This is a genomic window from Deinococcus planocerae, from assembly GCF_002869765.1.
GTDB classification, from domain to species: Bacteria; Deinococcota; Deinococci; order Deinococcales; family Deinococcaceae; genus Deinococcus; species Deinococcus planocerae.
Genome location: NZ_PNOR01000010.1, coordinates 63,970 through 76,890 on the forward strand (window position 1 = coordinate 63,970; position 12,921 = coordinate 76,890).

Annotated in this window: 11 protein-coding genes; 8 read left to right on the forward strand and 3 right to left on the reverse strand. The window is 66.9% G+C overall.

All coding sequences use genetic code 11. From position 1 onward, the window contains the following. Window positions 1–8: 8 nt before the first annotated feature. Window positions 9–1,388 (forward strand): 3' terminal RNA ribose 2'-O-methyltransferase Hen1, encoded by a 1,380-nt coding sequence (locus tag A7B18_RS07560; RefSeq protein WP_102126078.1) that lies wholly within the window; start codon window positions 9–11, stop codon window positions 1,386–1,388. Here A7B18_RS07560 and A7B18_RS07565 read toward each other — a convergent pair. Next, window positions 1,385–3,172 carry a GmrSD restriction endonuclease domain-containing protein gene (locus tag A7B18_RS07565; RefSeq protein ID WP_102126134.1) on the reverse strand — a complete coding sequence of 596 codons (1,788 nt, stop codon included), beginning with the start codon at window positions 3,170–3,172 and terminating at the stop codon, window positions 1,385–1,387. The two genes, A7B18_RS07560 and A7B18_RS07565, sit on opposite strands and share 4 nt — an antisense overlap. Window positions 3,173–3,283: 111 nt before the next feature. Between A7B18_RS07565 and A7B18_RS07570 the strand changes: the two genes are divergently transcribed. The 3 genes from A7B18_RS07570 (at window position 3,284) to A7B18_RS07580 (ending at window position 7,938) form a co-directional block, all read left to right on the forward strand. After that, window positions 3,284–5,794 carry a polynucleotide kinase-phosphatase gene (locus tag A7B18_RS07570; RefSeq protein WP_102126079.1) on the forward strand — a complete coding sequence of 837 codons (2,511 nt, stop codon included), beginning with the start codon at window positions 3,284–3,286 and terminating at the stop codon, window positions 5,792–5,794. A gap of 100 nt (window positions 5,795–5,894) precedes the next feature. Beyond that, window positions 5,895–6,872, forward strand: coding sequence for an alpha/beta hydrolase family protein (locus tag A7B18_RS07575; protein ID WP_102126080.1), 978 nt, complete (start codon window positions 5,895–5,897; stop codon window positions 6,870–6,872). A 19-nt stretch (window positions 6,873–6,891) separates the two neighbouring features. Then, entirely contained in the window at window positions 6,892–7,938 is a 1,047-nt protein-coding gene (locus tag A7B18_RS07580) for an alpha/beta hydrolase family protein (RefSeq protein ID WP_102126081.1), read from the forward strand. 195 nt (window positions 7,939–8,133) lie between these two features. Here A7B18_RS07580 and A7B18_RS07585 read toward each other — a convergent pair whose 3' ends face one another. Together A7B18_RS07585 and A7B18_RS07590 are read right to left on the reverse strand one after the other, a co-directional pair. Further along, window positions 8,134–8,643: a hypothetical protein gene (locus A7B18_RS07585; RefSeq protein WP_102126082.1), complete on the reverse strand. Its 510-nt coding sequence runs from the start codon at window positions 8,641–8,643 to the stop codon at window positions 8,134–8,136. Between the two features lie 100 nt (window positions 8,644–8,743). Beyond that, on the reverse strand, window positions 8,744–9,910 hold the full coding sequence (locus tag A7B18_RS07590) for a tetratricopeptide repeat protein (protein ID WP_102126083.1): 1,167 nt from the start codon (window positions 9,908–9,910) through the stop codon (window positions 8,744–8,746). 166 nt (window positions 9,911–10,076) lie between these two features. On the opposite strand from A7B18_RS07590, the gene def reads away from it, so the two are divergent. Genes def through A7B18_RS07610 form a run of 4 tightly spaced genes read left to right on the forward strand, consistent with a single transcriptional unit; the run spans window position 10,077 to window position 12,904 of the window. Next, window positions 10,077–10,718 (forward strand): peptide deformylase, encoded by a 642-nt coding sequence (gene def / locus A7B18_RS07595; protein ID WP_102126084.1) that lies wholly within the window; start codon window positions 10,077–10,079, stop codon window positions 10,716–10,718. Next, on the forward strand, window positions 10,715–11,329 hold the full coding sequence (locus A7B18_RS07600; protein WP_102126085.1) for a peptide deformylase: 615 nt from the start codon (window positions 10,715–10,717) through the stop codon (window positions 11,327–11,329). Before def ends, A7B18_RS07600 begins: the two co-directional genes overlap by 4 nt. Next, the gene (gene fmt, locus A7B18_RS07605) at window positions 11,326–12,273 is read left to right on the forward strand and encodes a methionyl-tRNA formyltransferase (protein WP_102126086.1); all 948 of its coding nucleotides are present in this window, start codon (window positions 11,326–11,328) and stop codon (window positions 12,271–12,273) included. The genes A7B18_RS07600 and fmt overlap by 4 nt, the downstream gene beginning before the upstream one ends. Window positions 12,274–12,289: 16 nt before the next feature. Further along, window positions 12,290–12,904, forward strand: coding sequence for an LURP-one-related/scramblase family protein (locus tag A7B18_RS07610; RefSeq protein ID WP_102126087.1), 615 nt, complete (start codon window positions 12,290–12,292; stop codon window positions 12,902–12,904). The last annotated feature ends 17 nt before the right edge of the window (window positions 12,905–12,921 follow it).

Here is a 12,921-nt window from a genome sequence, read left to right on the forward strand (position 1 = left end):
CCCCCACGATGCTCCTCACCCTCACCGCCACCCGCTCCGGACCAGAGGCTTTCCCGGCGACCGACCTGGGCTTCCTGCTGCACAAGCACCCGGGCCGCGTGCTGGTGCGTGAGTTGCCTTTCGGGCGGTCCACCGTCTTCTACCCGGAGGCGACCCCGGAGAGCTGCACGGCGGCCCTGCTGCTGGAGGTCGATCCGGTCGCCCTCTCGCGCCACACCCGCGCCGGGGAGGGCACCCCGCTCGAACCGTACGTGAACGACCGGCCCTACGCGGGGGGCAGCTTCCTCGCTGTGGCCCTGCGCGACGCTTTCGGCACAGCGATGACGGGGCGGAGCAAGGAGCGGCAGGAACTCGCCAACACGCCGCTGCCCCTCGTCGCCGAGCTGCCCTGCGTGGCCGCGCGGGGTCCCGCCGACCTGCCCGGACGACTTTTCGGCCCGTTGGGGTACGTGGTGCAGGCGGAACCCATCCCCCTCGACCCCCTCTTCCCGGACTGGGGCGAGCGGCCCTACGTGCGGCTGCGGCTGGCGGGCACGGTGCGCCTGCGGGACCTCCTCGCCCACCTGTACGTCCTGCTGCCCGTGCTCGACGGTCGCAAGCACTATTACCTCGACGATGCCGAGGTGGAGAAGCTGCTGCGGCACGGTTCGGGGTGGCTGGACGAACATCCGGAGCGTGAGTTCATCACGAGGCGTTTCCTGCGCTTCCGGGAGCTGGTGCGGCAGGCGGAGGCGACCTTCACCCCGGAGGCGGAGGACGAGGAGCCTGCGCGCGAGGCCCGACCCCGCCTCCACGACGAGCGGCTGGACCGGGTGGCGGAGGTCTTGAAGGCCAGCGGCGCCGCCCGCATCCTCGACCTGGGCTGCGGGGAGGGCAAGTTGCTGCGCCGTCTCCTCGCCGCCCCGCAGTTCCGCGAACTTGTGGGCCTCGACGTCAGCGCCCGCTCCCTGGAGATCGCCGCCGAGAAGCTGCACCTGCGGGAGCGCCCCGAACTTGCCGGACGCGTCCGCCTCCTGCACGGCAGCCTGACCTACCGCGACGCCCGGCTGCGCGGTTTCGACGCCGCCGCCCTCGTGGAGGTCATCGAACACCTCGAACCGCACCGGCTCCAGGCCCTGACCACCAACCTCTTCGGCGACGCGCGCCCGGGGAGGGTGGTCGTGACGACGCCCAACCGGGAATACAACGCGGTCTTCGGTGAGGACGCCGGGATGCGGCACGCCGACCACCGCTTCGAGTGGACGCGCGCCGAGTTCCGGGCCTGGGCGGAGGGGGCGGCGCGGGACCACGGCTACGCGGTGCGGTTCGAGGACGTGGGCGAGGTGCATCCCGAGTACGGCCCGGTGACGCAGATGGCGGTGTTCAACAACACAAGATGCTTAATTTAAAGAGACCAAAGTTCCCTTACTAAATCCTGCCTCATTGATGTAAAGGCTTTTACTAGCTTAAATAGCGCCCTACTCCTAGCCTCTAAAAAACTATGAAATTCCATGCCATTTAGCAACTCCTTAGGTATGTGCTGGGCCTCCAAGCTTTTATCTAGTAGACGGTTCGACTCTTTAAGTTCGTTTAAATAATCCTCCGGCCACCTTTTGCCAACTTTTATGTTAGTAAGTTTTGGCATCAGAGCACGATTGACTACAGAATCTCCGTACTCCTTCGCTAAACCTTGATCGAGAACCTTGTTGTCGAATTGATCAAGCAGAGCACTAGGAAATATATGGTGCTCTTCCAATCTATCATTTGTTCCCACTTTCTGTGTACTATTCCAATCTAGAAGGCCATCTGGCGCACTGTAGTGAAGCAAATTCAAAATGCCTCTATATATAGCACCAGATGGACGTGTATAGGTTAAAAGATCACTGGGCTCCTCCAACTTGCTTCGAAAAGTGGAAAAATAAGTTGGAGGAAGTTTTTGCTTTTTCGCGATACTTTTGAGTGCCTCAACATCTAACAGTATAGTTTCGTTTGTAGTTCCCGAGTATCTTGAACTGAATATCGAGGACCAATACCACCACTTCAAAAATTCCGCCTGATCCTGGTTTACTTTACTTGTGTCTCCTACTTCGTGCATAAATATCATCAACGGTACTAGCATATTCTCGTACGGCGCAAGTGACGATGATACCAGCAGCCTCTGAGTTTGCAAATAATTTCTGGTCTTTTTATACAAAGCAGCAGCTACGCCCCAAAACACATTGAAATCGTGTGCCTCTAGTTCGTTTAGTAAAGCTTGTTTATCAATCTTGCGGTTGGATGTGGTCCCGTTATTACTGGACCGTTTCAAAAGCGCAACTGTTCTGACCATCAACTCTCGGTTAACGCTCTCTCCTAACTCGGCTTCTAAAGATTTAAACTCTTTTCGTAGATTGAAACCAGAGTATAACTTGGCGGCGAGAACATCCGTGAAGTTGAGTTGTATGCCTCTACTATTACTTCTCTCAAAAAAGGCACAAAATTTTTCTAAACTCATGTCTAATAAATGGAATGTAACCAATTTCTCTTGCTTGAAGAGAGCGAGTAATAGTCTTGCTGCCCTACGATATATTTTCCTAGCCCTCTCTAACTCTTCTGAGTCAATGTCGACTCTATTTGAAAATTTCGTCCTACTAAATATCATGTTTAAATCTTCGTCTTCGTAGCTTTTTACTTCTATATTATAGGCGTCCTCCAATCTCACACATACATAATTTTCATTGTCTTCTCCAGCAACTCTATCATACACGTCCTCTAATTTTTGACTAGATAGAGTCCTTGGGTCTACATCAGGCTTAAAATAAACCCAAACCTGATCTCCACCCTCGCCAGTCAACGCACGGTATATACTTGTCACTCTTTGTTGACCGTCTAATATAACTCTGAGTCCCATATCGGATTTCTGTCTCATTTGAACTTCATTCAAATACTCAGGTTCGCTATTTTTACTTGACTTTTTATCTCTCCCGGACTTTCTTTTACGATCATCAATTTTACGTAGTGTCATCGCAAAAGATGGTTTGCCGTATATGATAGAACCGATAAAAATATCTTGAATAAGGGAATCAAACAGCTCATGTGTTTGTTCTAAGTCCCAACGAAAATCCCTCTGAAACTCAGGTAACATCAGCCTTCCAGCTCTGACATCCTGTACCATTTGAGTAAGAGATTGAGTTTGATTCGGGGCATCAGCCATAGGATTAGCTTACCTGATTATCCACACTTAGGTTACCGATCCCCCCTCCGCCAATCTGCCCATGCCTATCCTCCTCCCATGTGCGAGCATCGGCCCTTGAGGTCTCGCCCCATGCACATCCCCCTCCCCGAACTCTCCCTCGTCGCCCTCGTCGGCGCGTCCTCCTCCGGCAAGTCGTCCTTCGCGGCGCGGCACTTCCTCCCCAGCGAGGTGCTGAGCAGCGACTTCTTCCGCGCCCTCGTCAGCGACGACGAAAACAGCCTGGAGGCGACGGGGGACGCCTTCGACAGCCTGTTCTTCGTGGGCGGCAAGCGGCTCGCGCGCGGGCGACTGACCGTGGTGGACGCAACGAGCGTGCGCCCGGAGGACCGCCGCCGTCTGGTGGACCTCGCCCGAGCACATGACGTGCTGCCCGTCGCCATCGTCCTCGACTTGCCGAGGGCGGTGTTGGAGGCCCGGCACGCGGCCCGGACGGATCGGGACTTCCCGGCCTCCGTGATCGGGCGGCAGGTCTCGGAGTTGCGGCGCACCCTGCGCGGCCTCCAGAAGGAGGGCTTCCGGCACGTCTGGGTGTTGCACTCTGAAGAGGAGGTCGAGGCGGCGACCGTCATGCGCGTCCCTCTCTACACCAACCGCAAGGAGTTGACGGGGCCCTTCGACTTCATCGGGGACGTGCACGGCTGCCTGCCCGAGTTGCGGGAGTTGCTGGAGCGGCTGGGCTACCGGCTGGACGGCGAGACGGTCACCCCTCCCCCAGGCCGCACCGCCGTCTTCGTGGGCGACCTCGTGGACCGGGGGCCCGACAGCGCGGGCGTGCTGCGGCTGGTGATGGGGATGGTGGGGGCGGGCACGGTCCTGTGCGTTCCCGGCAACCACGACGACAAGCTGGGGCGCGCTCTGGACGGCAAGGCGGTCAAGGCGCAGCACGGGCTGGACGTGACGCTGGAGCAGTTGGACGCCGCCGGGCCGGAGTTTCGGGCGCGGGTGCGGACCTTCCTCGACGGGCTGGTGAGCCACCTCGTCCTCGACGGCGGGCGGGTGGTCGTCGCGCACGCGGGGCTGCCGGAGCGGTATCAGGGCCGGGCATCGGGACGGGTGCGGTCCTTCGCCCTTTACGGCGACGTGGACGGGAGCACGGACGAACTCGGCCTCCCCGTGCGGCGCGACTGGGCGCAGGAGTACCGGGGGGCGGCGTATGTGGTGTACGGACACACCCCCGTCGCCGGGCCGAGGTGGGTCAACCGGACCCTCAACATCGACACCGGCTGCGCGTTCGGCGGCTCGCTGACCGCACTGCGTTACCCGGAGATGGAGACCGTCAGCGTGCCCGCCCACGCCCAGTACACGGTGCCCGCGCGTCCCCTCGCCGCACCGGAGACGCCGGGAACGGACGGGGTGCCCGACCTCGCCGCCCTGACGGGGAAGGCCCGGATCGAGACCCGCACCTTCGGCGGCATTGCCCTGCGGGAGGGCGAGCGGGCGGCGGCAGTCGAGACCTTCGGGCGCTTCGGGGTGGACCCGGCGTGGTGCCCCTCCCTCCCGCCCACGATGAGCCCGGTGGAGACGAGCGCGCGGGAGGACCTTCTGGAACACCCGCAGGAAGCCTTCGCCTACTTCCGCTCGCAGGGCGTGGAACGGGTCGTGTGCGAGGAAAAGCACATGGGTAGCCGCGCCGTCCTCGTCCTGGCAAGGGATGAGGCGGCGGCCCGGCAACGCTTCAGCGGGGAGGGCACGGGCCGGATTTACACCCGCACCGGGCGCCCCTTTCTCAAGGAGGACTGGGAGGCGGACGTGCTGACCCGCGCCCGCGCCGCCGTCACCCGCGCCGGGCTGTGGGAGGAGCTGAACACGGGCTGGCTCGTCCTCGACGCCGAGATTCTGCCGTGGAGCCTGAAGGCGGAGGAGCTGATCCGGAACCAGTACGCGGCGGTCGGCGCGGCGGGGAACGCGGCCCTGCCTGCTGCCGTGGCAGCGTTGGAGGCGGCGCGGGCGCGTGGTCTCGAAGTCGGTGAATTGCTCGAACGCACCCGCGAGCGGGCGGGCAACCTCCTCACCTACCGGGACGCCTACCGCGCCTACGTCCGCCGTGTCGAGGGCCCGGGGGACGTGCAGGTGAGGCCCTTCCACCTCCTCGCCTCGGAGGGGGCCGTCCACGCAGACAAGGACCACCTCTGGCACCTGGAGATGCTGGGAAGGTTGGCCGACGCGGACCCGACGCTTTTCGGGCGCACGGCCCACCGCCTCGTCACCCTGGGAGATGAGGCGAGCGAGCGGGAGGCGACCGAGTGGTGGCTCTCCCTCACCGAGAACGGCGGCGAGGGCATGGTCGTCAAGCCGCTCGCCTTCCTCGACCCGGAGAAGCGCAGCCTGCAACCTGCCGTGAAGGTGCGGGGCCGGGAGTACCTGCGGATCATCTACGGGCCGGAGTACACCCGCCCGGAGAACCTGGGGCGGCTGCGTTCCCGCTCGCTGGCCGCCAAGCGGAGCCGGGCGCTGCGCGAGTTCCACCTGGGACTGGAGGGGCTGCACCGCCTCGTCGAGGGGGCAGGCGTGGGGCGGGTCCATGAGTGCGTGCTCGGCGTGCTGGCGTTGGAGAGCGAGCCGCTGGACGCGCGGCTGTAAGCCCATGACAGACGCTTGAGGGGGCGCTGAACGTTCGCTCTGCGTGCCTTGGTGGCGGGTCATCCCGTCGCGCTCATCCGCGCCGCTTAGGCTGCCCTCCATGAAGCGAGCCCTCGTCCTGCTGCCGCCCCTGCTGGTCCTTGCCGCCCCCACCGCGCACGCCCAGTCGGCGGCGGCGCTGGCGAAGGTGGACGCCGCGCAGATGAGCATTCCCGCCGCCCGGAAGAAGGCGTACCCGGGGAGCGCCCTCACCGTGCGGCAGACCCTGCGCGCCGGGAGCAATTACAGGCGCTACGTGGTGAGCTACCTCTCGGACGGGCTCAGGATCAACGCGCTCCTCACCGTCCCCAACGGCACGCCGCCCGCCGGGGGTTGGCCCGCCGTCGTGTTCAACCACGGCTACATCCCGCCGGACGTGTACCGGACGACCGAGCGCTACGTCGCCTACCAGGACGCCTTCGCCCGCGCGGGCTTCGTGACCCTCAAGAGCGACTACCGGGGGCACGGCAGCAGCCAGGGGGAGGCCCTCGGCGGCTACTACTCGCCCGGCTACACCACGGACGTGATGAACGCGCTGACGAGTCTGAAGAAAGACCCCCGCGTCAACGCCGACCGCATCGGCATGTGGGGGCACTCGATGGGCAGCTTTCTCACCCTGCGCGCGATGGTCATCGACCGCAGCGTCAAGGCGGGGGTCATTTGGGCCGGGGTGGTGGGCGACTACGACCAGATCATGAACGAGTGGAACAGCCCCGTTCCCGCCTCCATCCCGCGCCGGGTGCTCGAACTGCGAAAGAGGGCGGTGGAGAAGTACGGCACACCGAAGGCCAACCCGCAGTTCTGGAACGCCCTCAGCGCCAACTCCTACCTGCGCGACCTCGGCGGCCCTCTTCAACTCCACATCGGCACGGCGGACGAGGACGTGCCCGTGGCCTTCCACACGTCCCTCGTGTCCCAGCTCCGGAGCATCGGCAAGCCGGTGCAGAGTTACGTCTACCCGGGAGACAACCACGACCTGACCCGCAATCTCTACACGGCGCTCGCGCGGTCGGTGGCCTTCTTCAAGGAGCGGCTGTGAGGGCGGCCCACCCCTCGTCATGAGGCGCCTGCCCTCCCTCGCCCTGCTCGCCCTCGCCCTCGGGGCGGGGTACGTCGCGGTCACTCAGCCGGAGCAGTTGCCCTTCGAGGTGCCGTGGGTGGAGCGGGACACCCCGACGAATCCGCCTCAGACCTCGGCGCCTTCTCCCTCCCCTCCCTCCGGCGGGGTGACGGACGCGGCGATAGAGGCCCTCGTCGCGCGCGAGCCCATCAGCATCCAGGCGTTGCGGGCGCGGGAGTACCCGGGGAGCGCGCTGACCGTCGTGCGGAACCTGAATCCGGGCACGAACTACTCCCGGCAGGTCGTGAGCTACGAGTCGGACGGGCTGACCATCTATGCGCTCCTCACGGTACCGCGCGGCACGCCGCCTGCCGGAGGCTGGCCCGCCATCGTGTTCAACCACGGCTACATCCCGCCGGACGAGTACCGGACGACCGAGCGGTACGTCGCCTATCAGGACGCCTTCGCGCGGTCGGGCTTCGTGACGCTCAAGAGCGACTACCGGGGGCACGGCAGCTCGGAGGGCGTGGCGGCGGGCGGGTACAACGATCCCGGCTACACGGTGGACGTGCTCAACGCCGCCGCGAGCCTCAAGCGGGACTCGCGGGTGAATGCCAGGAGACTTGGGCTGTGGGGGCACAGCATGGGTGGGCAACTCTCCTTGCGCGCGATGCTGGTGGACCGTGACCTCCGGGCCGCCTCCCTCTGGGCGGGCGTGGTGGCGAGCTACGACGTGCTGGCGACCGACTGGAACCGGGCACCGGGCGCGGCGCGGCCCACCCTCGACCCCCTCCAGCGGCGGTACCTGCGGGCGCTGAGCCCGAACGCCTACCTGGAGGACCTGAACGGGCGGCCCATCCAGCTTCACCACGGGACCGCCGACGAGGACGTGCCCTACTCGTTCCAGCAGGACCTCGCGCGGGACCTGCGCGCCGCCGGGCAGGGCGTGGAGGCGTACCGCTACGAGGGGGACAACCACAACCTCAGCCGGAACCTGCGGGTGGCGCTCGACCGGAGCGTGGCGTTTTTCAGGGACAACCTTTAGCTCATTCGACCAAAGAAGAGTTGTCACCCTGAGCGAAGCGAAGGGTCCCTGCAAGGCAGACGAGATGCTTCGCGGAGTTGACCCTCGAGCGCGAGCGTTGGGCTCAGCATGACAGCGTTTTTATGTCAAATGCTCTAGGCGGGCCAAAAAAGAACGCCGCCGGGAAGGCAGCGTTCGGGGAAGCGAGACTGAGGGTCAGCGGCTGATGTCGTAGCCGGTGATCTTCTCGCTGGGAGGACCGGGGCGCAGGGTGCCCGCGCGGCGGTCGTAGACGTTCCAGCCCTGCTCGACGTTGAGTTCGGGGGTGACCTGGGTGGCGGGGACGTTGCCGCCCACCGAGCTGTAGACCAGCCACTGGCTGTTGCGGGCAAAGCTCTCGCCGATGTCGTACTGCGCGTTGTTGTTCGCGTCGTTGTACGCGACGATCTGATAGACGCCGAAGACCCCGGGGATGTTGGGCAGGTCGAACCCGAAGGTCCAGGGGTTGCCGTTCGCCGGGAAGGGCGTCTGGGCCCGCCCGCTCTCGTTGGTCACGACGCTCGGGAACCCCGAGCCGACGAGGGCGAGCCGCAGCATGGGGCCCGTGCCCCAGTCGCCGCTGACGGTGCCGCTGACGTCGTAGGCCTCGGGCGCCTGCACGCCGCGCGGGCCACAGGCGGCGAGGCCGAGGGTGAGGGGCAGCAGAAGGAGGGCAAGGGGACGCATGGCCCCCAGCGTATGGGCCAAGTCTGATGGGGGCGTGAACCCGGATGAGAGAAGCGGGGCCCGGCTCGCTGCCAGACCCCGCTCATGGGAGAGCGCCCCTCTACTTCCCCTGCTGCGCGAGCCGCAGGAAGTACGCGCTCGACCGGTCGGTCGGGTCGAGGCGCACGGCCTGGGCGTAGGCGTCGGCGGCCCCGGTGAAGCTCCTCGCCTCGTAGCGGGTGCGGCCCAGCCACGACCACGCCTTGGCGTACTGCGGGTTTTGCCGGGTGGCCTCCAGGAAGCCCGCCTCGGCGCCCGCCTTGTCGCCCGCCGCGTACTTCGCGTAGGCGTCGCGGAAAGCGCGCGTGGCGGCGAGCCCGTACCGCTCGCCCTCCTGGGCCACCGTGAGGTTGTAGCGGTCCGCCGCGTTCGCCTCGGGCAGGGCGGCGGCGGCCTGGTAGGCAGCGCGGGCGGCCTGAGCGTTCCCGAGTTCGAGCGCGGTTCTCCCGGCCTCTCGCCACGCCTCGATGAAGTTAGGCGCACTCCGGGCGGCTTCCTGAAACCCGGCGAGGGCCTGTGCCCCGCGTCCCGCGTCGAGGTCCGCGTACGCCCGGCTGAAGGCGCGCGTGGCGGCGGGGCCGTAGCGGCTGGCCCGCTGCGCCACCCCCTGAAAGTACGTGAGCGTCCGGTCCCCGGGGGCGAGGCTCAGCGCCCGGCTGTAGAGGGTCTGCGCGCGGGCGTAGTCCCCGGCCTCCAGCGCGGTGCGGGCGGCCCAGGTCGCGCACGGCACGCTCGCCGGGTCGAACTCCAGGCAGGCCGAGAAAAAGCGCGCGGCCTCGGTCGGCTGGTTGCGGGTGTAGGCGGCGTACCCGAGGTTGTACTGAACGCTCGCGGCCTGCCGCGCCTCCGCGCTCCCGGGAGCGGCGGGCGCGACCCGGAAATACGCGGCCCAGGCGAGTTCTGCCTGACGCCAGAAGCCCACCTCGGTGTAGATCTGGGCGCGCAGGCGCAGGTACTCGGGATTCTGGGGCTCAAGCCCCGCGGCCCGGTCGGCGGCGGCGGCGGCCCCCTTCCAGAGGGTCTGGTCGATGTTCGCGCTGCCCTGGGGGTAGGTGGCGCGGGCCCGCTCGGCGAGCTGCCGGGCCTCGGCGGCGGCCTGGGCGGCGTTCCCGGCGGGGGCGGGGGTGGCCGCCGTGGTCGGGGCCGTCGTGGCGGGCTGCGCCGTCTGCGCGGCGGCGAGGGAGGCGAGGAGGGCGGTCGTCAGGGCGAGGATGGGGCGCGTAGGCATGGCAAAGACCTCCTGTGGGGCTGGACTCCCTCCGAACCTAGGGGCGGGGAGTGGGGACAACGTGAGAGGACCCTGGGGCCGGGCCCAGACCTTTGGAGGGGTCCCCCTGCGGCAAAGGTGCGGGCGTGGGGCCACACTCCGGCAGGCTCTGGTAAAAAGGGGTGCTATGGCCCAGGCCCCCCGCGTCTACCCCATCCGCCTGTACGGTGACCCCGTGTTGCGCCGCAAGGCGCGGCCCCTGAGCCCCGAGGGCACCCTCACCGTGCCCGGTTCGGGGCCCCAGACCGTGCGCGAGGTGGCGAACACCATGCTGGAGACCATGTTCGAGGCGCGCGGCGTCGGGCTCGCCGCTCCCCAGGTGGGCCTTCCGGTGCGGATGTTCGTGGCCGCCGAGTACGAGGACGACGAGGAGGAGCAAGAAGGCGGCGACGCGCCCCTCAAGTCCCGCGTCCTGCGCGAGTTCGTGATGCTCAACCCGGTGCTGACCGTGATCGACAAGAAAAAGGACCGCTCCTACCAGGAAGGCTGCCTGAGCATCCCCGGCATCTACGAGGAGGGCGTGCCCCGCGTCCGCGCCGTGCAGGTCCGCTACACCGATCTGGACGGCCAGGAGCGCGTCATCGAGGCCGACGACTACCTCGCCCGCGTCTTCCAGCACGAGACCGACCACCTCGACGGCGTGTTCTTCCTCGACCGCCTGCCGCCCGAGGTGACCGAAGACCACCGCAAGGCCCTCGCGTCCATGCAGCGTCAGGCCAAGGCGTACCTCCATTCCCTCGCCGAGGCGGGCAAGGAACGGGCCAAGTGACGGGGGCGGGCCTCTACCCCATCCGGCTCTACGGCGATCCGGTCTTGCGGGGACAGGCGCGGGTGGTCGAGGACCTTTCGGCGCCGGTTCAGGTGCCCGGTTTCGCTCCCCAGCCGCTGCGTGAGGTCGCCCGCACGATGCTGGAGACGATGTACGAGGCGCGCGGGGCGGGGCTGGCCGGGCCGCAGGTCGGTCTCCCTGTGCAACTTTTCGTGGCCGTCGAGTACGACGACGACACCGAGGAGGGCAAGCCGCTCAGGGCCCGCGCGCTGCGCGAGTTCGTGGTGCTCAACCCGGTGGTGGAACCGCTCTCGGACCGCGTGGACACGGCTTTCGGCGAGGGCTGCCTGAGCATCCCCGGCCTCAAGCGGACGGACGTGCCCCGCCACAGCGAGATTCGGGTGACGTACACCGACCTGGGCGGCGAACGGCACAGCATGGAGACGGGCGCCTTCCTCGCCCGCATCTTCCAGCACGAGACCGACCACCTGCACGGCCTGTATTACCTCGACCGCCTGCCCGGCGCCGTGACCGAGGAGTACGTCGAGTATCTGGCCGAGCTGAAGGGCCGCGCCCGCGCTTACCTGCAAACGCTGGAGGCCCAGGGTTGACCCCCCCGCGCGTCGCCTTCTTCGGCTCACCTGCCTTCGCGCTGCCGGTGCTGGAGGCGATCCGGGAACGCTTCGAGGTCGTCCTCGTCGTCGCGCAGCCCGACAAGCCGGTGGGGCGGGGGCTCAACCTCACGCCGCCGCCCGTCGCCGCCCGGGCCGCCGAACTCGGCCTGCCGCTCGCCCAGCCGAAGAAACTGCGGGGGAGCGCGACGTTCGAGGCCCGGCTGCGGGAAAGCGGGGCGGACGTGGCCGTCACCTGCGCCTACGGGAAAATCCTGCCCGGCTCCCTGCTCGCCGTTCCCCGGTCCGGCTTTCTGAACACCCACACCAGCCTCCTCCCCGCCTACCGGGGCGCGGCGCCGATCCAGTGGGCCCTGATCCGCGGCGAGACGGTCACGGGCACGACGATCATGCAGACCGACGAGGGGATGGACACCGGCCCGGTCCTGCTGCAAGAACCCCTCCCCATCGCGCCCGAGTGGACGAGCCTCGAACTCGCGGACGCGCTGAGCACGCAGGCGTCGCGGCTGATCGTGGACGCGCTCTCCCGACTGCCGGACCTCTCCCCGACTCCGCAGAACGACGCCCAGGCCACCCACGCCCCCATGCTCGTGAAGGAGGACGGCTTCGTGCGCTGGGGGGAGGGCGCGCGGGCGGTGGTGAACCGCTACCGGGGGGTGGCCGCGTGGCCGCAGACGACCGCCTTCCTGCACGGAGCACGCCTCAAGCTCGGCGGCCTGAGCGTGGCGGAGGGGTCGGGTCAGCCGGGCGAGGTGCTGCGGGTGGACGAGGGCGGATTGACCGTCGCGTGCGGCGTGGGCGCGGTACGAATTCAGACCGTCCAGCCCCAGGCTCGCAAGGCCCAGCCCGCACAGCTCTGGGCGCAGGGAACGGGCGTCACTCCGGGCCTCCGGTTCGACAGGTGGGAACCGGACCCCGCCTGACTCCGTACCCCGGGGTGTGAATCCCACCTTTCCCCTCACGCTGGAATTCAAGTTCAGCCTCCTGACCGAGCTGCGCATCACGGATGCCGAGGGCCGCCTCGTCGCCGTCGTCAAGGAGAAGTTTTTCAGCATCCGCGACGAGGTGCGGGTCTACGCCGACGAGGCCAGGCGGCAGCAGACGCACGGCATCCGCGCCCGGGGGCTGATGGCGGGGGCGCTCGACTGGCGGGCCCGGCGCGAGATTCGGCGCCAGGACGGCCCCCTGGTGGGCTCGCTCCAGGCCCGGGGCCTGCGGACCCTCTGGGCGGCGAGCTACGAACTCCTGGGCCCGGACGAGCGCGTGGAATTCACCGTCGTCGACGACCAGCCCTGGATGAGCGTGGTCGAGGGCGTGCTCGACGCCATCCCTTTCATCGGCGACCTGATCGCGCTGGGCTTCGACTACCTCGTCAACCCCACGTACACGGTCACCGACGCCGCCGGAGAGCCCGCCTTCCGGGTCCGCAAACGCCGCAGCGTCTTCTCTCGCCGCTTCATGGTGGAGGAACTGCGCCCCGTGAGGCCCGAGGAGGCGGAACTCGTGACGCTGGGGCTGATCCAGCTCGTGCTGCGGGAGCGGGAGCGAGGGTGAAGCTTCGCTGACTGCGA